The sequence below is a fragment of the Micromonospora sp. GCM10011542 genome (genome assembly GCF_042650685.1).
Taxonomy (GTDB): domain Bacteria; phylum Actinomycetota; class Actinomycetes; order Mycobacteriales; family Micromonosporaceae; genus Micromonospora.
In genome coordinates, this window is the sequence record NZ_JBHSBO010000058.1 from 177,716 (window position 1) to 196,992 (window position 19,277).

18 protein-coding genes and 1 pseudogene are annotated in these 19,277 nt (G+C 73.5%); 9 read left to right on the forward strand and 10 right to left on the reverse strand.

All coding sequences use genetic code 11. The annotated features are described in order from the left end of the window. Positions 1–71: 71 nt before the first annotated feature. The 5 genes from ACFOW4_RS21545 to mca all read right to left on the reverse strand — a co-directional run bounded on the left by ACFOW4_RS21545 (position 72) and on the right by mca (position 5,995). Positions 72–962 (reverse strand): hypothetical protein, encoded by an 891-nt coding sequence (locus ACFOW4_RS21545; protein WP_377530490.1) that lies wholly within the window; start codon positions 960–962, stop codon positions 72–74. Positions 963–994: 32 nt separating this feature from the next. Next, complete coding sequence (locus ACFOW4_RS21550) at positions 995–1,879, reverse strand: hypothetical protein (protein WP_377530493.1); 885 nt, start codon at positions 1,877–1,879, stop codon at positions 995–997. A 182-nt stretch (positions 1,880–2,061) separates the two neighbouring features. Beyond that, positions 2,062–4,593: a putative bifunctional diguanylate cyclase/phosphodiesterase gene (locus tag ACFOW4_RS21555; protein ID WP_377530496.1), complete on the reverse strand. Its 2,532-nt coding sequence runs from the start codon at positions 4,591–4,593 to the stop codon at positions 2,062–2,064. A 178-nt stretch (positions 4,594–4,771) separates the two neighbouring features. After that, positions 4,772–5,065: a hypothetical protein gene (locus ACFOW4_RS21560; RefSeq protein ID WP_377530498.1), complete on the reverse strand. Its 294-nt coding sequence runs from the start codon at positions 5,063–5,065 to the stop codon at positions 4,772–4,774. A gap of 48 nt (positions 5,066–5,113) precedes the next feature. After that, the gene (gene mca, locus ACFOW4_RS21565; RefSeq protein WP_377530499.1) at positions 5,114–5,995 is read right to left on the reverse strand and encodes a mycothiol conjugate amidase Mca; all 882 of its coding nucleotides are present in this window, start codon (positions 5,993–5,995) and stop codon (positions 5,114–5,116) included. Positions 5,996–6,195: 200 nt separating this feature from the next. Between mca and ACFOW4_RS21570 the strand changes: the two genes are divergently transcribed. Together ACFOW4_RS21570 and greA are read left to right on the forward strand one after the other, a co-directional pair. Continuing rightward, a complete protein-coding gene (locus ACFOW4_RS21570) occupies positions 6,196–6,636 on the forward strand; it encodes a DUF4307 domain-containing protein (RefSeq protein WP_377531672.1) in 441 nt (146 codons plus the stop codon). A gap of 166 nt (positions 6,637–6,802) precedes the next feature. Beyond that, complete coding sequence (greA, locus tag ACFOW4_RS21575) at positions 6,803–7,300, forward strand: transcription elongation factor GreA (RefSeq protein WP_377530502.1); 498 nt, start codon at positions 6,803–6,805, stop codon at positions 7,298–7,300. A 37-nt stretch (positions 7,301–7,337) separates the two neighbouring features. On the opposite strand, the gene ilvA is transcribed toward greA, so the two are convergent. From ilvA to ACFOW4_RS21590, 3 genes are all read right to left on the reverse strand, one after another. Beyond that, positions 7,338–8,558, reverse strand: a complete 1,221-nt coding sequence (ilvA, locus tag ACFOW4_RS21580; RefSeq protein ID WP_377530504.1) for a threonine ammonia-lyase — start codon at positions 8,556–8,558, stop codon at positions 7,338–7,340. A 64-nt stretch (positions 8,559–8,622) separates the two neighbouring features. Continuing rightward, a complete protein-coding gene (locus tag ACFOW4_RS21585) occupies positions 8,623–10,032 on the reverse strand; it encodes an amidase (RefSeq protein ID WP_377530506.1) in 1,410 nt (469 codons plus the stop codon). 11 nt (positions 10,033–10,043) lie between these two features. Beyond that, positions 10,044–11,186, reverse strand: a complete 1,143-nt coding sequence (locus ACFOW4_RS21590; RefSeq protein WP_377530508.1) for a cystathionine gamma-synthase — start codon at positions 11,184–11,186, stop codon at positions 10,044–10,046. Positions 11,187–11,264: 78 nt separating this feature from the next. Here ACFOW4_RS21590 and ACFOW4_RS21595 point away from each other — a divergent pair, with 78 nt between their 5' ends. From ACFOW4_RS21595 to ACFOW4_RS21615, 5 genes are all read left to right on the forward strand, one after another. Then, positions 11,265–11,675: an HIT family protein gene (locus ACFOW4_RS21595; protein ID WP_377530510.1), complete on the forward strand. Its 411-nt coding sequence runs from the start codon at positions 11,265–11,267 to the stop codon at positions 11,673–11,675. 100 nt (positions 11,676–11,775) lie between these two features. Then, positions 11,776–12,438: a peptide-methionine (S)-S-oxide reductase MsrA gene (gene msrA, locus ACFOW4_RS21600; RefSeq protein ID WP_377530512.1), complete on the forward strand. Its 663-nt coding sequence runs from the start codon at positions 11,776–11,778 to the stop codon at positions 12,436–12,438. A gap of 398 nt (positions 12,439–12,836) precedes the next feature. Then, positions 12,837–13,766 carry a ribonuclease Z gene (locus tag ACFOW4_RS21605; protein ID WP_377530514.1) on the forward strand — a complete coding sequence of 310 codons (930 nt, stop codon included), beginning with the start codon at positions 12,837–12,839 and terminating at the stop codon, positions 13,764–13,766. Next, a complete protein-coding gene (locus ACFOW4_RS21610) occupies positions 13,763–14,278 on the forward strand; it encodes a GNAT family N-acetyltransferase (protein WP_377530516.1) in 516 nt (171 codons plus the stop codon). The genes ACFOW4_RS21605 and ACFOW4_RS21610 overlap by 4 nt, the downstream gene beginning before the upstream one ends. A gap of 110 nt (positions 14,279–14,388) precedes the next feature. After that, a complete protein-coding gene (locus ACFOW4_RS21615; protein WP_377530517.1) occupies positions 14,389–15,345 on the forward strand; it encodes a S1C family serine protease in 957 nt (318 codons plus the stop codon). Between the two features lie 107 nt (positions 15,346–15,452). On the opposite strand, the gene ACFOW4_RS21620 is transcribed toward ACFOW4_RS21615, so the two are convergent. Both ACFOW4_RS21620 and ACFOW4_RS21625 read right to left on the reverse strand, forming a co-directional pair. After that, positions 15,453–16,823 (reverse strand): cystathionine beta-synthase, encoded by a 1,371-nt coding sequence (locus ACFOW4_RS21620; RefSeq protein WP_377530519.1) that lies wholly within the window; start codon positions 16,821–16,823, stop codon positions 15,453–15,455. Positions 16,824–16,895: 72 nt separating this feature from the next. Then, on the reverse strand, positions 16,896–17,252 hold the full coding sequence (locus ACFOW4_RS21625) for a YkvA family protein (protein WP_377530521.1): 357 nt from the start codon (positions 17,250–17,252) through the stop codon (positions 16,896–16,898). Between the two features lie 150 nt (positions 17,253–17,402). Between ACFOW4_RS21625 and ACFOW4_RS21630 the strand changes: the two are divergent. Beyond that, positions 17,403–18,469, forward strand: a pseudogene (locus ACFOW4_RS21630) (SGNH/GDSL hydrolase family protein); the annotation flags it as partial. Beyond that, positions 18,452–19,264 carry an SGNH/GDSL hydrolase family protein gene (locus tag ACFOW4_RS21635; RefSeq protein WP_377531675.1) on the forward strand — a complete coding sequence of 271 codons (813 nt, stop codon included), beginning with the start codon at positions 18,452–18,454 and terminating at the stop codon, positions 19,262–19,264. The pseudogene ACFOW4_RS21630 and the gene ACFOW4_RS21635, both read left to right, overlap by 18 nt. Positions 19,265–19,277 lie beyond the last annotated feature (13 nt).

Genomic DNA, 19,277 nt, shown 5'->3' on the forward strand with positions numbered 1-19,277 from the left:
GGGCTGGCCGCGCCGGGCGGTCACGCACGGAGGCATCCGGCCCGGGCCGCGGGGCCCGGGCCGGAGCACGATCAACTCTTCTTCAGACGGACCACGGCGGTGTCGTCGACGATGGGCCACGCGTTCCAGGTGTCGTCGTACGCCTCGGCCCGCGCCGTCACGTCAGCGTCGCCACCGCCGAAGGCCACCTCCCCGTACGGCGGCACCGTCGCGGACCAGGGCACCGGCGCGCCCGGGCCGCAGGTGACGTCCGCTCGGAAGCTGCCGTGGGCGAGCAGACGACCGTGCTGCTGGCGGACCTCGCCGGTGACGATGATCGCGACCGGTTCGGTGCAGGTCACCGTGCCGGACACGGTGGCCTTGCCGTTGAGGCTGCTCGCCGTCCCCGAGGTGGCCACGTCCAGCCCGAGGTCGAGCGCCGCCGGCGCCGGCGAGTTGACGACGTGCACCTCGCCGCGGGTCGAGCCCTCGGCGCCCGCGCAGGTCTGCTCGAAACTCGCGTCGAGCTTCTCGACGTACCCGTACGGGCCGAAGACGAGCTGGTGGATGGTGAACGCGCCGGAGAGCGCGAGGCACCCCCGGCCGTTGCCGTCCAGGCTGAGGCCCGGCGCCGAGGCCGACTCGTACCTGCCGGCCCCCGTGAAGGTGCCTACCGTCAGGTCCTGCCCTTCGGGAGCGGCAAGGGTGAGCGTCCACAGGTCCCCGTTCGCCCCGTGCACGTCGAAGCTGATCTCGTGCTCCGCACGGTTCACCCCGCCCACGCCCAGCTGGTCACCGGAGGCGGTGGCGTAGGAGTAGGACTGGCCGAGGCTCACCGGGTCGCCCGGGTCACCGCTGAACGTGAAGGTCCCGGATTCGACCACCTGCGCTCGGGCGGGCGCGGCGACGCCGGCGACGCCGATCGCGGTGGCCATCAGGGACACGGCGGCCGCGACCATGCGGCGCCGCGGTACTGATCTCATGATGTTTCTCCCCGTACGTCGATCGGTGCCGGTCAGAGCTTGCGCAGCCGCACCGCGACGGTGTCGGCGTCACTGACGAAGACGTTGTACGTGGTGTCGTAGGAGCTGGCGTTGGCGGCCACCTCGACGTCACCCCGCCGGAACTGGGTGGAGCTGAACGAGGGCGAACTGGCCGTCCAGGCGACCGGCTCACCGGGGGTGCACGCCGCTTCCGCCCGGAGGGCGCCCTGGGCCAGCAGGCGGTTCTGCACCTGGGTGATCTCGCCCTGCAGGTACACCGTGGCCGGCGCCGTGCAGGTCACCGTGCCGTGCACCGTCGCCTCCCCGGTCGCGCCGTCGACCGTGCCCGAGGTGGCCACCTGCACGTCGACGGCGAGCACCGGCGGGGCAGGCGGGTTGACGATGTGCACCTCGCCGCGCGCGGACCCCTCGTAGTAGGCGCAGCGCTGCTCGAAGGTGGCGTCGAACCGCTCCAGGTAGCCGTGCGGCCCCCAGGAGATGTCGGTGACGGTGAACGAGCCGGTCTGAGCGCCGCCATCGCAGATGCGGTCGTTGCCGCTCAGCGCGATCCCGGGCAACGGGCTCTCGTAGGTGTTCTGGGTGGCACCGGTGTAGGTGCCCACGGCCAGCGGCTGACCGACCGGCGCGGACAGGTCGAGCGTCCAGGTGCCGGTGGCCTGGTCGAAGACCTGGACCGTGAGGTGGTTCGCCGTACCCCAGACGTTGAAGCCGTTTCCGGCCGCGGTGGCGAACGAGTAGCTCTGCCCTCCGGTGATCGGATCGCCGGGATCACCGGTGACCACCAGCGAGCCGGACTGCACCGCCGCCTGCGCGGGCGGGGCGACGAGTACGCCGAGTGCCGCAGCGGTCAGCGCGAGCGCCGCCGCGAGGGTGGGACGTTTCCGGGAGAGTCGCATGCTGTCCCTTCAGCAGGTGGACATGACGGCCGGCGCAGATCGAAGCATCTGCCCAGCTCAATCGACTGTAGGGGCTCTGCGGGCGGCTCGTTGCCCCGTCCGATTCCGACCAGCGGGACCGGCTCCGCCAGGCGCGGGCGGCGTCGCGACAACCGGCCGGGCGACCGAAGGCGACGCTGGTGTCAGGAGGCGCCGTCGGCGCGGAGCCGGAAGACGTTCGACTCCGCCGAGTCGCGCAGCGACCCCAGCACCGCGCTGATCTTGTCAGCGGGCATCGGCTTGAAGAAGTGGTAGCCCTGGGCGGAGGTGCAGCCCAGCTCGGCGAGCGCCAGCCGCTGCTCGGCGGTCTCCACGCCCTCGGCCACCACCCGCAGCCCCAGCTCGTGGGCGAGCCCGACGGTGGTCCGCACGATCGCCGCCGCCTCCGGCGAGTCGGCCATCCGGATGACGAACGAGCGGTCGACCTTCAGCTCGTCCACGGCGATCCGGGTCAGGAAGGTCAGTGACGAGAAGCCGGTGCCGAAGTCGTCCACCGCGAGCTGCACGCCCATCGACCGGAGCGTGGCCAGCACCTCGTCGATGACCTCCAGCTCGCTCATCACCACCGTCTCGGTGATCTCCAGGACCAGGCGGTGCGGCGGCACCTGGTGCCGGCGCAGCGCCTCGGCGATCTCGTTGGGCAGCCGGGGGTCGAGCAGGCTGCGCGCCGACAGGTTCACCGAGATCGGCACGTCCAGCCCCTCGCGGGCCCAGTCGGCGGCGACAGCCAGCGCCTTGTCCAGCACGTACCGGGTGAAGGTGCCGAGCTGCTCGCTGTTCTCCACCGGCCGGATGAAGTCCGCCGGGCTGAGCCAGCCTCGCCGGGGGTGCCGCCAGCGGATCAGCGCCTCCACCCCGGTGGGCGCACCGGTGGCCAGGTCGACCGCCGGCTGCAACGCCAGCACCAGCTGGTCGTCGACCTCCAGCGCCTCGCGCAGCTCGGCCAGCAGGGCGAGCTGGTCGGTGCTGGCCGCGTCCCGGGCGCCGTCGTACGCGGCGACGCTGCTGCCGCCCTCCTTGGCCTGGTACATGGCGATGTCCGCCCGGCGCAGCAGCTCGGTCAGGTCGGCGGTGCCGGCGTCGGCGACCACCACCCCGACGGAAACCTCGACCGACATCCGTACCCCGGCCACCTCGGTCGGCGCGGCCAGCCGCTCGGCGATGTCCCGGGCCTGGCGCAGCGCGTACGCCATCGGGGCGCTCCGGTCGCTGAGCACCGGCACCGAGGTGAGCAGCAGCGCGAACTCGTCGCCGCCGAGCCGGCCGAGCAGGTCGCCCGGCCGGGCCAGCGCGCTCAGCCGGTTGGCGGTCAGCCGCAGCAGCTGGTCGCCGGCGGCATGCCCGAGGGTGTCGTTGACCTCTTTGAACTGGTTGATGTCCAGCAGCAGCAGCGCCACCGGGTGGTCGTGCGCGAGCTGCCGCAACGCCTGGTCGCCCTTGCCGAGCATGGCGGCCCGGTTGACCAGGCCGGTGAGCGGGTCGTGCACCGCCTCGTACGACGAGCGGGCCGTGACCAGCCGCAGCTCCCGGTGGGTCGCGGCGTCGTGCAGCGCGGCGGCGAGCGCGTCCCCGAAGGCGGCCACCGCGTCGCGCTCCCGGGCGGTGGGCGGGGCGGAGCGGGAGAACCGGACCCGGAGCCGGCCGACCGGTGCCGCGCCCACGGTCAGCGGGCGGATCAGCTCGTGCTCGTCGGGCTCCGACCGGCCCGGCGCCGCCGCCTCACGGTCGACCAGCTGACCGCTGGCGTCGCCCCGGTAACGGCGCCACCGGCCGTCGACGCGGGCCACGTCGACGTCGACCAGTTCGGCGTTGAACAGCGCCAGCGCGCCGGTCACCGCCGCGCTGGCCACGCCTCGCTCGTCGAGCTGGTTGAGTGCCGCGGTGGCCTCGGCGAAGGCCCGCCAGGTCCGGCGTTCCTGGTCGGCCCGGAGCCGGTGCCGGTAGGTCTGCTGCAGCAGCCAGAGCAGTGGCGGCAGCAGCAGCAACCAGCGCGCGTCCAGTTCCAGCAGCGCGACCACCACCAGACCGACCGCCACGTTGCCGACGAACATCAGCAGCTTGCCGCGGAGCGCGGCGAGCAGCGGCGGACCGATCGGCATGCCGTGCCGCAGGCCCAGCGTCACCCCGCCGAGCCAGGCGGTGGCGAACAGGTACGTCACCGACCCGGCGATCACGGCGAGCGCCAGCATCGGGGTGGGTGGTGCCAGCAGGGGCTGCCCCAGCGCGGTGGTGACCGACACGGCCAGCGCCGACGCGGCGGCCAGCGACGCGGCGATCCGGACGATCTCCAGTGCCGGCCGGCGGTCGTTGCAGACCGAGAGCACCGACCAGGCCAGCCCGGCGCCGAGCAGGCTGGCGGCGGGAAGCCAGCCGGCGGGGGCCAGGTAGAGGCAGACGATCAGCGCGGCCTCGCCCCAGGTGATGCTGACCATGCCGGCGGCGGAGCGGAACCGCAGCCGGGCGAGCTGGGCCAGGGCGAGCACGGCGACCGCGATGCCGAAGCGAGCCGGACCGCCGAGCGGGTCGTCGGACGGCAGCCCCGCCGGGAGGGTCAGCCCCACGACGGCGGCGACCAGGGCGGTCAGCGTCACGGCGGCGGTCAGCACGAGCACCCGTGGTGGCGTGCCCCGCACCCCGAGCCGGTCGAACTGGTCGCCGGCCGGGCCGGAGGTCATCGACCTCCCCCGTCAGCCACCGGACCGACGGTACGGCGGGCGACCGCTGCTGTGCCGGTCATCGGCGCCCCCTTCCGCGCACGGCTCGGGGACTTTGGTCCCCCCGGCGGAAGGCTAAGCCAAACCGGGTGGCCGCAACAGGGGGCGACGACCCGGTTCGACGTGAATCATGCCGCGACTACCCGTTCCGGTGCTGCTGGTGGCCGTTGGGAGCGCGCGTCGATGAATCGTCCACCCCGGCGGGGTCTGTCGGATCGACGACTGCCGCGTCGGCGCGGCCCGGGTCGGCCGGTCGCGTCTGCTGCGGGAACCGGTCGGGCAGTCGGCGCAGCCGGGCGTTCATGTTGCGGATCAGCAGGATGGTCGCGGTGGCCAGCAGCAGGATGAGGAAGAGGCCCATCGGCCCGGCCAGGCCACCCGTGCGGGTGTCCCCGAAGTTGTTCTCCGCGAGCACCTGGGCAGCGGTCAGCATGGCGTTCCTCCGATGTGCGGTTGGCTACCAGCGTAGCGCCGGGCCGGATCAGCGCGCGTGCGCCGTCTCCCGCACCCCGGCGAAGAGATCCGACTCGGGCAGCGGGCTGTCGACCACCGAGCGGGCGAGCTCGTAGTCCTCGGTGGGCCAGGCGCGCTGCTGGAGCTCCATCGGCACCTGGAACCAGAAGCCGTCCGGGTCGACCTGGGTGGCGTGGGCGCGCAGCGCGTCGTCGCGGACCGGGAAGTATTCGGCGCACTCGACCCGGGTGGTGATCCGGGGGCCCTTGTCCGGCCGGTCCTCCCAGCGCTTGAGCCACTCCTCGTACGGGGACTCCAGGCCGGCGGCGAGCATGCCCTCGTGCAGCGCCATGATCTTGCCCTTGGAGAAGCCGATGTCGTAGTAGAGCTTGAGCGGCTGCCACGGCGTGCCCAGCTCCGGGTAGCGCTCCGGGTCGCCGGCCGCCTCGAACGCGGCCACGCTGACGTTGTGGCACATGATGTGGTCGGGGTGCGGGTAGCCACCCTCCTCGTCGTACGTGGTGACGACGTGCGGACGGAACTCACGCATCAGCCGCACCAGCGGGCCGGCGGCCACCTCGACGTCCTGCAGGGCGAAGCAGCCCCCGGGCAGCGGCGGCAGCGGGTCGCCCTCGGGCAGGCCCGAGTCGACGAAGCCCAGCCAGGCCTGCTCGACACCGAGGATGGCTCGCGCGGCGTCCATCTCGGCACGGCGGATCTCGCCGATGTTCGCCCAGACGTCGGGCCGGTCGAGCTTGGGATTGAGCACGCTGCCGCGCTCCCCGCCCGTGCACGTCACCACCAGGACGTCGACCCCTTCGGCGACGTACTTGGCCATGGTCGCCGCACCCTTGCTGGACTCGTCGTCCGGGTGTGCGTGGACGGCCATGAGACGCAGCTGCTCTGCCAACTTCGGCACTCCTCGTCTGTGCCGGCCGGTGGACCCGGCCGGGCTCGACCGGCTGACCTGCCGGGACCCTCCCCCACCCCGCCGCCGGCGGGTCGCCACCGCGGGCCGACCTGCCATTCCTGCCACGGAGCCGGGCTGGGAGGATGGACTCTGTCATTCTTGCCGACGCCGCCGACAACAACGCCAGGAGATACCCGCCGGTGACCGAGACGCACGCCACAATTTCACCGGGCGCGCCGGTTTTCCCACCCGGGCGCTACGGCCGTCGCCGCGAGCCCGGGGGCCGCGGCCGCCGCACGCTGCTGGCCGCTCTGGCGCTGGTGGTGCTCGTGACGGCGCTGACGCTCATCTCGCTGCGGCTCTACCGGCAGTACGGTGACCCGGCCTACGACGCCCAGGTGATCACGTACACGGACATCACGGACGCCCAGGTGCTCGTCGACTTCCGGGTCACCGTGCCGGAGGGCGGCTCGGCGGTCTGCGTGCTGCGCGCCCGGGACCGGGCCGGCACCGAGGTGGGCCGCGAGGAGGTCACCGTGACGGCCCGCGCCGGCGACCGGCACGTCACCACCCGGCACCGCCTGGCCACCACCGCGCGGCCGTTCGTCGGCGAGGTGCTGCGCTGCCGACCCCCGGCCTGAGCTGGCCGGGCGGCCGTTGCGGGTGCCGGGTGACCGCCCGCGCGTCCCTCTACCGCCGGTACCCGAATCGGACACCGCCGGTGATCGTCGACACGCCGTGTCGTATCGCACTGGTAACTTGGTATTTCACCTGTCAGCCAGCCAAGCACATCTGAGGAGACCGCCTGTGTCCACTGGCAAAGAGGCGCCGGCCACCTGGCTGTCCCAGGACGCGTACGACCGCCTCCAGGCAGAGCTCGACGAGCACATCGCCAACCGCCCGGCGATCGCCGCGGAGATCAACGCCCGCCGTGAGGAGGGCGACCTGCGGGAGAACGGCGGCTACCACGCCGCCCGCGAGGAGCAGGGCAAGGCCGAGGGGCGCATCCGCTACCTGCAGGAGCTGCTGCGCACCGCCAAGGTCGGCGAGGCGCCGACCGCCGACGCGGTGTCCCCCGGCATGGTGGTGACGATCTACTTCGACGACGACACCGAGGACACCGAGACCTTCCTGCTCGGCTCCCGCGAGATCGCGTCCACCACCGACCTGACCGTCTACAGCCCCGAGTCGGCACTGGGCAAGGCGATCCTGGGCGGCCGGCCCGGTCAGACCTGCACCTACACGGCCCCCAGCGGTGCCGACATCAAGGTGACCGTGGTCAGCTTCGAGCCGTTCTCCGGCTGAGTTCGCCCGGTCCGCCGGGGCGTGCCACCCGTCGGTGTCACGCCTCGGCGGCGAAGACCACCTGGTAGCCGCTGGCCCGCAGGGCGCTGATCAGCGTGTCCGAGTGCTCCACGCCCCGGGTCTCCACCGACAGCGCCACCTCCACCTCGCCGAGGCGCAGGTGCGGGTTGGCGCGCTGGTGTTCCACGTCAACCACGTTGGCCCGGTGCTCGGCGATCTCACTGAGCAGCGAGGCGAGCTGCCCGGGCCGGTCCGAGCAGCGCACCGTCACCCGCAGGTAGCGACCGGCGGCGGCCAGACCGTGCTCGATCACCCGCAGCATCAGCAGCGGGTCGATGTTGCCACCGGAGAGCACCGCGACCACCGGTGCCTCCACCTGGACCACGCCGGCCAGCAGCGCGGCCACACCGACCGCGCCGGCCGGCTCGACCACCTGCTTGCCGCGCTCCAGCAGCATCAGCAGCGCCCGGGAGATGTCCTCCTCGGAGACCGTGACGATCTCGTCGACCAGCTTGCGGACGTGGGTGAAGGTGATCTGTCCCGGGCAACCGACGGCGATGCCGTCCGCGATGGTGGAGAAGTTGGGCAGCCGCACCGGCTCGCCGGCCCGCAGTGAGGGCGGGAAGGCCGCAGCGCCGGCCGCCTGCACCCCGATGATCCGTACATCCGGGCGCAGCGCCTTGGCGGCCACTGCCATGCCGGAGATCAGACCACCGCCGCCCACGCCGGTGATGATGGTCCTGACGTCCGGGCACTGCTCGAGGATTTCGAGCGCCACCGTGCCCTGGCCGGCGATCACGTCCCGGTGGTCGAAGGGGTGGATCAGCACCGCGCCGGTGCGCTCGGCCCAGGTCTGCGCGGCGATCAGCGACTCGTCGACGGTGTTGCCGGCCAGCTCGACCTGGGCGCCGTACCCCTTGGTGGCGGCCACCTTGGGCAGCGGCGCGTTGACCGGCATGAAGACCGTGGCGTGCGTACCGACCAGGCCGGCGGCCAGCGCGACGCCCTGGGCGTGGTTGCCGGCGCTCGCCGCCACCACGCCGCGCTCGCGCTCCTCGGCCGACAGCCGGGAGATCCGCACGTACGCCCCGCGCACCTTGTACGAGCCCGCGCGCTGCACGTTCTCGCACTTGAGCCAGGCCGGACCGCCCAGCGCGGCGCTGAGCGGCCGGGAGGGCTCCAGCGGGGTGGTTCGGGTCACCCCGGCCAACAACTCCCGCGCCGCCCGTACGTCCTCGAGCCCGACCAGTTCCGTCATGCCCCGATCGTGCCACCCGCCGTCGGCGGCACCGGCGGCGACGTCCGGTCCCTGACGATCGCGATCACGCGCGGGCCGGTGAACCCGTTCCGACCCGCGGATACCCGGGAGCGTGCCGGGCCCAGGGGGCGGCCATCTCGAACTGTCCGGCCACGCCGAGCAGCAGCAGTTCGGAGCCGGGCGGCCCGACCAGTTGCACGGCGACCGGCAGGCCGTCCGGGCGGCGGCCGACCGGCACCACGATCGCCGGCAACCCGGCGATGTTCCACGGTGCCGCGTACGGGGCGTACCGGATGTTGGCCGCCATGTTGGCCCGCCACGAGCGGTCGGACCAGCGGGCCGCCTCGGGCGGCGCGCCGGCCAGCGCGGGGGTGAGCAGCAGGTCGACCGAGTGGTCGGTGAAGAAGCCGATCGACCGGTCCCGCCAGGCGGCCCGGTCGGCCTCGCGCACGTAGCCGCGCCGCTGCGCCCACTCGCCCAGTGCGACGTGCCGTCGGGTGCGCCGTTGCAGGCCGCGCCGGTCCAGCCCGGCGGCCCGGACGTCGGTGGCGGCCGCGGCGAACCAGGTGGCGATGCCCTGCAGGCCCAGGGTGGTCGAATAGACCGGGTCGGCCGGCACGGTGTCGTGCCCGGCGGCGGCGAGCAGCCGGCCGGCGGCGGCCACCGCGTCCCGGTTGGGGGCGTCCGGGGTGACGCCACGCACCGGCGAGCGCAGCGAGACGCCCACCCGCAGCCGCTGCGGCGGGACCAGCTTCTCGGGACGCCGGCCGGCGAGCACCGAGAAGCCGACCGCCGCGTCGGCGACCGTGCTGGTCAGCAGGCCGTGCTCGGTGAGACCGAACCAGTCGTCGGCGCCGAGCTGGCAGGGCACCACGCCCCGGCCGGGCTTGAGACCGACCAGGCCGCAGCAGGCCGCCGGGATCCGGATCGAGCCGAGACCGTCGTTGCCGTGCGCGATCGGCACCAGCCCGGCGGCCACCGCGGCGGCGGCGCCGCCGGACGAACCACCGGGGGTACGCACGACGTCCCACGGGTTGCGGGTGACCGCGCTGTCGTCGTCGGTCAGCCCCCACAGCCCGAGCTCCGGCATCCGGGTCACCCCGAGGATCACCGCCCCGGCGCCGCGCAGCCGGCGGACCACCTCGTGGTCGGCCTCGGCGACGCCGGTACGCACCGCGGCCGACCCGTTCCAGGTGGGCAGGCCGGCGACCGGGGTGTTCTCCTTGACCGCCACCGGCACCCCGGCCAGCGGCAGGTTGGCCAGGTCCTCCTGCTCGTCGACCTTCTCCGCCTCGGTGATCGCCTCGCCGCCACGGACCGCGCGGAACGCGGCCAGCTCGGCGTCGGCCCGGGAGATGTGGTCCAGGTGGTCGGCGACGACCTGGGTCGCCGAGACGTCACCCCGGCGTACCCCACGGGCGATCTGTTTGGCGGTCGCCCCGACCCAGGTCGACATGATGTCCTGCACGGCCACCCTCCCAGCGGTCAGCCCAGTGCCTGCTCCAGATCGGCGAGCAGGTCGTCGACCGTCTCGATGCCGACAGACAGTCGCACGAGATCGCCGGGAACTTCAAGCGGCGAGCCGGCGGCACTTGCGTGTGTCATCCGGCCCGGGTGCTCGATCAGGGATTCCACCCCGCCGAGCGACTCGGCGAGCACGAAGAGCTTGGTCCGGTTGCAGATCTCCACGGCGTGGTCCTCGCCGCCGGCGGCGCGGAAGGAGATCATGCCGCCGAAGCGGCGCATCTGCTTGGCGGCCACCTCGTGACCGGGGTGCGCGGGGAGCCCGGGGTAGATCACCTGGGCCACCTTGGCGTGCCCGTCCAGGTACGCGGCCAGCCGCTCGGCGTTGTCGCAGTGCCGGTCCATCCGTACCCCGAGGGTCTTGATGCCCCGCAGGGTGAGCCAGGCGTCGAACGGCCCGTTGATCGCGCCCATCGCGTTCTGGTGGTAGCGCAGCTCCTCGCCGAGCGCCGCGTCGGCGGCGATCAGCGCGCCGCCGACCACGTCGGAGTGCCCGCCGATGTACTTGGTGGTGGAGTGCACCACGACGTCCGCGCCGTGCGCGATCGGCTGCTGCAGGTACGGCGAGGCGAAGGTGTTGTCCACCACCAGCAGCGCGCCCGCGTCGTGCGCCACGCCGGCGAGCGCGGCGATGTCGGCGATGCCGAGCAGCGGGTTGGTCGGCGTCTCCACCCAGACGATCTTCGTCCGGCCGGGCTGCACGGCGGCCCGGATCGCGTCGGGGTCGGAGACCTTGGCCGGGGTGAACTCCAGGCCCCAGCGCTGGGCGACCCGCGCGAAGAGCCGGTAGGTGCCGCCGTACGCGTCGTCGGGGATCACCACGTGGTCGCCCGGGGCGCAGACGGTACGCAGCAGGGTGTCCTCCGCGGCCAGGCCGCTGGCGAAGGCGAGACCCACCGGGCCGCCCTCCAGCGCGGCCAGGCACTCCTGCAGCGCGTCGCGGGTCGGGTTGCCGGAGCGGCTGTACTCGTAGCCGAGCCGGGGCGCGCCGACGGCGTCCTGCGCGTACGTGCTGGTCTGATAGATCGGTGGGATCACCGCGCCCGTGCGGGCCTCGGGGTCCTGGCCGGCGTGGATGGCGAGCGTCTCGAAGCCGTGACTCATTCCCGTGACGTTAGTCCGCCCGCCCACCACGCCGGGCGCGACCCGGCGAGGGTCCGGAGGCGGTAATAGCCTGGGCCGATGAGCGGGTGCGTGTTCTGCGGGATCGTGGCCGGCGAGGTCCCGGCGTTCCGGGTGGCCGACGAGCCGGACGGGGTGGCGTTCCTGGACACCCGCCCGGTCTTCGCGGGGCACGTGCTGGTGGTGCCCCGGGTTCACCTGGTCACCCTGGCCGAGTTGCCGTCCGACCTGCTGCCCGGCTACTTCGCGCTGGTCCAGCGGCTGGCGGTGGCCGTGGAGACCGGTCTGGGCGCCGGTGGGACCTTCGTGGCGATGAACAACAAGGTGTCCCAGTCGGTGCCGCACCTGCACACCCACGTGGTGCCCCGGACCAGGGGCGACGGACTGCGCGGCTTCTTCTGGCCGCGTACCCGCTACGTCGACGACGCCGAGGCCCGGACATACGCCGATCGGATCGCGGCGGCCCTCTGACAGCCCGGGGCGGCGGTGGGGCCTGAGTCACGGTGGCGCGGGTAAGGAACCGGGGCCCGCCGGCGTTGCACGCGGGGAGAGGTACGAAAGGAGTCCCACCGTGTTCCTTCGCCAGACCAAGGCGCAGTTGCCCACGCCCGACGAGGCCCTGCCGGGCCGCCCGATCGCCATGCCGGTCGCCGACCGGCACGAGGTGCTGGGCACCCCGCTCAAGGGCCCCTACCCGGAGGGCATGCAGGTCGCCGTCTTCGGGATGGGTTGCTTCTGGGGCGCCGAGCGGCTGTTCTGGACCCTGCCGGGGGTGTACACCACCTCCGCCGGCTACGCGGGTGGCATCACCAAGAACCCGACGTACGAGGAGACGTGTTCCGGCCGGACCGGGCACGCCGAGGTCGTCCAGGTGGTCTACGACCCGAGCAAGATCGCCTACGAGGACCTGCTGAAGGTCTTCTGGGAGAACCACGACCCGACGCAGGGCATGCGCCAGGGCAACGACGTGGGCACCCAGTACCGGTCGGCGATCTACACGACCACGGACGAGCAGCGGCGGATCGCCGAGTCGTCCCGGGACGCGTTCCAGCCGATCGTGACGCGGGCCGGCAAGGGTGAGATCACCACGGAGATCGCCCCGCTCGGCAGCTACTACTTCGCCGAGGACTACCACCAGCAGTACCTGGCACCGACCAAGAACCCCAACGGGTACTGCAACCACGGCCCGAACGGGCTGAGCTGCCCGGTGGGCGTGGCCCGCACCTCCGACTGACCATCGCGCAAGCGCACGACCACGATGCCCGGCCGCCGACAGGCGGCCGGGCATTCCCGTCCGACCGTGTGATCGAAATCCGTTGCCGAGCCCTCCGGGAACTCGATAGCGTGGCGGTACACGTGAAGGGAGGTGGTCCAGACTTGTATAGCAATCGGACTCGTGAGGTGGCTGTCCGCTAGCCGCTGTCCTCGACAGTGATCGGTCCGCCGTGAGGCGGGCACCAGCACCATCGTCGAGACCGTGTGGCAGCGGTGCGGCGAATACCAGACAGCCACCCGACCCCCGGGGCGCCGGCCCAGTCCAGCCGGCCCGCGCGCAAGCGCGGAGCGCCCCGGGGGTCGCTTTATCTGCTGGCCGGCGGGCCGGGGCGGTCAGTTCAGCCGGAGGAGAGCACCGTGTCGATGCGCGAGCTGGTGGTGCTCGGGACGGCCAGCCAGACCCCGACCCGGCAGCGCAACCACAACGGGTACGTGCTGCGCTGGGACGACGAGGTGATCCTCTTCGACCCGGGCGAGGGCAGCCAGCGGCAGCTGCTGCACACCACGGTCACCGCCACCGACCTGACCCGGATCTGCGTCACCCACTTCCACGGCGATCACTGTCTCGGCCTGCCCGGCACCATCCAGCGGCTCTCCCTGGACCGGGTGCCGCACCCGGTCGCCGTGCACTTCCCGGCGGGCGGCGCCGAGTACTTCGCCCGGCTGCGGCACGCCACCTCCTTTCACGAGACCGCCGAGTTGCGCGTCGAGCCGATCGGGTCCGACGGGCAGCGGGTCCAGCTGGGCTGCGGCACGCTGAAGGCCCGCCGGCTCCGGCACCCCATCGAGACGTACGGCTATCGGCTGGTCGAGCCGGACGGCTGCCGGATGCTGCCGGACAAGCTGGCCGCGTACGGCATCGCCGGGCCGGCCGTCGGAGAGCTGATCCGCGTGGGGCACCTGGACCGCGACGGGCGCCGCGTCACCCGGGACGAGGTGAGCGTGCCCCGCCCGGGGCAGCGGTTCGCCTTCGTGATGGACACCGGCCTCTGCGACAACGTGTACGCCCTCGCCGAGCACGCCGACCTGCTGGTCATCGAGTCGACCTTCCTGGAGTCGGAGGCCACGCTCGCCGCCGAGGTCGGCCACCTGACCGCCGCGCAGGCCGCGCGGGTGGCCACCGAGTCCGGGGTACGCCGGCTGGTGCTCACCCACTTCTCCCAGCGGTACTCCGACCCGCGCCGGTTCCACGACGAGGCGCGCGCACACTTCGACGGCGACCTGATCATCGCCGAGGACCTTGCCACGGTGCAGGTCCCACCGCGGCGGGTAGCCTCGGCCGGGTGACCGTCACGCTCCGTCCCGCGACCGAGGCCGACCTGATGGGCGTCGGCGCTCTGCACCAGCGCTCCCGGGTCGCCGCGTACTCGTCCTTCCTGCCCGCGGAGGCGCTGGCCGAGCCGACGCCGGAGGCGATGGGTCACTACTGGACCGAGCGGTGGCGCTGGGAACGCGACGACCACCGGCTGATCGTCGCCGAGCGGGCCGGGACGCTGGTCGGCTTCAGCCACCTGGGCCCGGACGACGAGGACGACCCGGCGACCGGGCTGCTCAACGCGATCCACCTGGACCCGGCCGAGCAGGGCCGGGGCGTCGGCCGCACGCTGATGATGGACGCGCTGGACGCCATGCGCGAGCGGGGCTGGCGGCGGGCGGTGCTCTGGGTGCTGGCCGGCAACGTCCACGCCCGCGCCTTCTACGAGCGGGGCGGCTGGACGCCCACCGGCGCGGAACGCGAAGAGCTCATCGGCACCGCCCCCACCCTCCAACTCCGCTACAGCCGCCGCCTGGATGTGTAAGGAAGGGCCCCCTGTTAACGCCTGCGGTTGTACAGGGGCCCCCTACCAACACACTGTTCGCTCTGAGCGGATCGGGGCATGACCGTCGATCCGGTGGCGTTGGCGGGTTCATGGACACCGATCACACCAGGTCCGGCCCGGCCGAGGAGGCCGCGCTGGACGCGTACTCCCGGGTGGTGACGACCGTGGCGGCCCGGGTGCTGCCCAGCGTGGCCGCCCTGTCGGTGCGGACCACGCGCGGGGCCGGCGCCGGCTCGGCGGTCACCGTGGGCACCGACGGCCTGTTGCTGACCAGCGCACACGTGGTGCAGGGCGCCGCCGCCGGCACGGCGGCGTTCGGTGACGGCACCGAGACCGGGTTCCGGGTGGTCGGCGCGGATCCGCTCTCCGACCTCGCCGTGCTGCGGGTGGACGAGACCACCGTCCCGCCGGTGGAACTGGGCGACGCCGACGGGCTGCGGATCGGCCAGCTGGTGGTGGCCGTCGGCAATCCGATGGGGCTGGCCGGCTCGGTCACCGCCGGCGTGGTCTCCGGGCTCGGCCGTTCGCTGCCGGCCCGCGACGGGCGGGTCACCCGACTCATCGAGGACGTGATCCAGACCGACGCTGCACTGAACCCGGGCAATTCCGGCGGCGCGCTCGCCGACTCGGCCGGGCGGGTGATCGGGGTGAACACCGCGGTCGCCGGCTACGGACTCGGGCTGGCGGTCCCGATCAACACCACCACCCGGCAGATCATCGCCGACCTCAGCACTGCCGGCCGGGTCCGTCGGGCCTGGCTCGGCGTGGCCGGGGTACCGGTGCCGCTGCCGCCCGAGGTGAGCGCGCGCACGGGTCAGCGGCGCGGGCTGCGGGTGGTGGAGGTGGTCCCGGGCAGCCCGGCCGGCGTCGCCGGGATTTACCTGGGCGACGTCATCCTCAGCGCCGGTGGACGCCCGGTGGCCGACGGTCAGGGGTTGCAGCGGTTGATGCTCGGCCCGGCCATCGGCACCCGACTGGCGGTGACGGTGCTGCGCAAGGGCGCGTTCGTGGACGTGGTCGCCGTACCGACCGAACTGCGCGCCTGACACCCCCGGCCGCGCGAACACCCGTCAGGTGTCCGGCGGCCGGGAAGTGTTGACAAGTGGCCCCTGCTATGCGCCAGGCGTTAACAAGGGGCCCTTCCTTGCGTGCGTCAGCGGGCGCCGAGGTGGGCGAGGAGGTCCTGGCGGGTGAGGACGCCCTTGGGCTTGCCGTCGACCAGGACCAGGGCGGCGTCGGACTTCTCCAGCAGGCCGACGGCCTCGCTCACCGGCTGGCCGCCGCCGATCATCGGCAGCGGGTCGGCCATGTGCCGCTCGATGGTGTCGTGCAGGTGGGCCTGGCCGGTGAAGAGCGCGTCGAGCAGGTCCCGCTCGGCGATCGAGCCGGCCACCTCGCCGGTCACCACCGGCGGCTCCGCCTTGAGCACCGGCAGCTGGGAGACGCCGTACTCGCGCATGTAGTCGATCGCGTCGCGGACCGTCTCGGTCGGGTGCACGTGCACCAGCTCGGGCAGCCCGCCCGGCTTGCTGCTCAGCGCGTCGGCCACGGTCGGCTCGGTGCCGGAGTTGTCGAGGAATCCGTACCGGGCCATCCACGAGTCGTTGAAGATCTTGGAGAGGTAGCCCCGGCCGCCGTCCGGCAGCAGCACCACGATCACGTCGTCCGGGCCGGCCTTGCGGGCCACCTCGAGAGCGGCGACCACGGCCATGCCGCAGGAGCCGCCGACCAGCAGCCCCTCCTCGCGGGCCAGCCGCCGGGTCATCTCGAACGACGCCTTGTCGGAGACCTCGACGATCTCGTCGGCGATGCCCCGGTCGTACGTCTCCGGCCAGAAGTCCTCGCCGACGCCCTCGACCAGGTACGGCCGGCCGGTGCCGCCGGAGTAGACCGAACCCTCCGGGTCGGCGCCGATGACCCGCACCCGGCCCTCGGAGGCCTCCTTGAGGTAGCGGCCGATGCCGGAGATGGTGCCGCCGGTGCCGACACCCGCCACGAAGTGGGTGAGCCCGCCCTCGGTCTGCTTCCACAGCTCCGGGCCGGTGGTCTCGTAGTGCGAGCGCGGGTTGGCCGGGTTGCTGTACTGGTTGGGCTTCCAGGCGCCGGGGATCTCCCGGGTCAGCCGGTCGGAGACGTTGTAGTAGGAGCGCGGGTCCTCCGGGGCCACCGCGGTCGGGCAGACCACCACCTCGGCGCCGTACGCCCGCAGCACGTCCTGCTTGTCCTGGCTGACCTTGTCGGGGCAGACGAAGACGCACTTGTAGCCCTTGAGCTGGGCCACCAGGGCCAGCCCGACGCCGGTGTTGCCGCTGGTCGGCTCGACGATGGTGCCGCCCGGCTTGAGCAGGCCGGCCGCCTCGGCGTCCTCGACCATCCGCAGCGCGATCCGGTCCTTGACCGAGCCGCCCGGGTTGACGTACTCCACCTTGGCGAGCACGGTGGCCTGGATGCCTGCGGTGACGTTGCGCAGCCGGACCAGCGGGGTGTTGCCGATCATGTCGACGACGTTGTCGTAGTACTGCACGGTGTGCCCTTCGTTGCGGCGCCGGCGACGGCGGCCGGGCAGACGTTTTCTCGATGCCCAGCGTACGTGCCGTCAGGGCACCATCCGCCCGGGGATGACGGAGCTGCGACGCGCCTCCCACTCCAGAAAGCGCTCGGTCTCGGCCAGCACGCTGCCGGCCAGCCAGGTGATCATCACCGCGTCGTCGGCCAGCCCGAAGATCGCCAGTGGGATCTCCGGCAGCAGGTCGATCGGCGAGACGATGTACGCGGTCGCCGCGGTCATCAGGGCCAGCCGGAGGCCGCCGTCGTAGTGGCCCTGTGCGGTGGCCCGGATCATGCGGGGCAGCGCCGCGAGGCGGGTGCCCAGCGAGGGGCCGCTCCGCGCCCCGGAGGCCAGTGCCCGGGCCAGCGCGGTGAACGCCGCGCTGCGCTTCAGTGTCTTCCCCATGGTCGTGCTCCTCTCCCGCCGGTCAGCGTGACTCCTCGACGCAAGCCGGCCGGCCTCACCCGGACAGGTACCCCGTCGCGTCGGTTTCCAGGCACCCGGCAGCCGTCACGACGACAGCGGCGTGTCGGGCCGGCGCGATAATCTCGCGGTATGGGGGTGGCTGGTTCCGTCGTACCGGTTGGTTCGCGCTGGCGGCACGCCCGGCGGGTCGCCCGCCTGGCGGCCATCGGCACGGGCGCCACCGCGGCGGCCGCCGTGGCGACCGGCGGGGTCCTGCTCGGGCAGGCCCGGCAGGCCCGCCGCACCATCCCGATGGCCGAGGCGCCACCGCCGCGCTGCGACGGGGTGTACGGCGCGAAGTTCCCGGCCGCCCCGCTCACGATGGTCGTGCTCGGCGACTCCTCGGCGGCCGGCTACGGAGTGCACCGCCGCCGGGAGACGCCCGGTGCGCTGCTGGCCACCGGGCTGTCCCGCCGGCTGCACCGCCCGGTGCGGCTGCACCGCTTCGCGGTGGTCGGGGCGATCTCCGCCGGGCTCAAGCACCAGGTGGAGGCCGCGCTGGAGTGCCGTCCCGACATCGCGGTGATCCTGATCGGCGGCAACGACGTCACCAACCGCACCCCACCCGGGCTCGCCGTGCGCTACCTGGTCGAGGCGGTCCGCGCGCTGCGTGAGGCCGGCTGCGAGGTGGTCGTCGGCACCTGTCCCGACCTGGGAGCGATCCGCCCGATCCAACCTCCGCTGCGCTGGCTGGCCCGGCGGTGGAGCCGGCAGCTCGCCGCCGCCCAGACGGTGGCCGTGGTCGAGGCGGGTGGCTGGACGGTCTCCCTCGGCGACATGCTCGGTCCCCGGTTCGCCGCCGAGCCGGCCCGGATGTTCGCCTGGGACCGGTTCCACCCCTCCGCCGAGGGCTACGCGATGGCCGCCGCGGCGCTGCTGCCGACCATCCTCTCCGCGCTCGGCGCGGGGCAGGAACGGCGGGCGGCGCCGGCGCGCGGCGAAGGCGTACGGTCGCTGCCGGAGGCCGCACAGGAGGCGGCCCGGCACGCCGGCACGGAGGTCAGCGCCACCCAGGTCCGGGGGCGCGACCGCGGGCCGGCCGGCCGGTGGGCGCAGCTGCGCCGCCGGGCGTTCTTCGGTGTCGGCGCGGTGCCGCAGCGCGGCTCCGCCGCCGACACGTCGACAGTGGAGGGACTGGCATGAACGAGCGCAGCGAGCGGGACGTGACCGCCGGTTTCCCGGGCCGGCTGGGGCGGGCGGCGGCGTTCTCGCTGCTCGCCGGCACCGTGGGCGGCGCCGCCGTGCTGGCCGGTGAGGCGTTCGTCGCCCGGCACCGGCGCTACGCCCAGCCCGAGCTGGGGCTCGCGCTGCGCGCCACGGTCGGCCGGGCCGACGCGCCGTCGCTGCGGCTGGTGCTCCTCGGCGACTCGTCGGCGCTCGGGGTGGGGGTCGACCGGCTCGACGACACCATCGGCGGGCAGTTGGCCAATCTGCTGGCTGAGGGGCCGACCGGCCGGCGGGTGCACCTGTCCAGCGTGGGGGTCTCCGGCTCACGCTCCACCGACCTGGCCACCCAGGTGGCGCGGGCGCTGCTCGGCGAGCGTCCCGACGTGGCGGTGATCCTGATCGGCGCGAACGACGCCACGGGCCTGCGCCGGCCCGCCGACGCGGCGGCGTACCTGGGGTCGGCGGTGCACCGGTTGCGCGAGGCGCGGGTCGAGGTGGTGGTGGGCACCTGCCCCGATCTGGGTGCCGTCCGCGCCATCGCACCCCCGCTGCGCCAGCTGGTCGGCTGGTCCGGGCGGCGGATGGCCCGCGCCCAGACGGCGGCCGTGCTGGACGCCGGCGGCACGGTGGTCGACCTGGGCACCGAGACCGGCCCGGTGTTCCGGGCCGACGCGGGCACGCTCTGCCACGACGGCTACCACCCCTCCGCCGACGGCTACCGGGTTTGGGCCCACGCCCTGCTGCCGGCGGTCGCCGCGGCCGCGGCGGTCGCCTCGCGCCACTGACCCGCCGCACGGG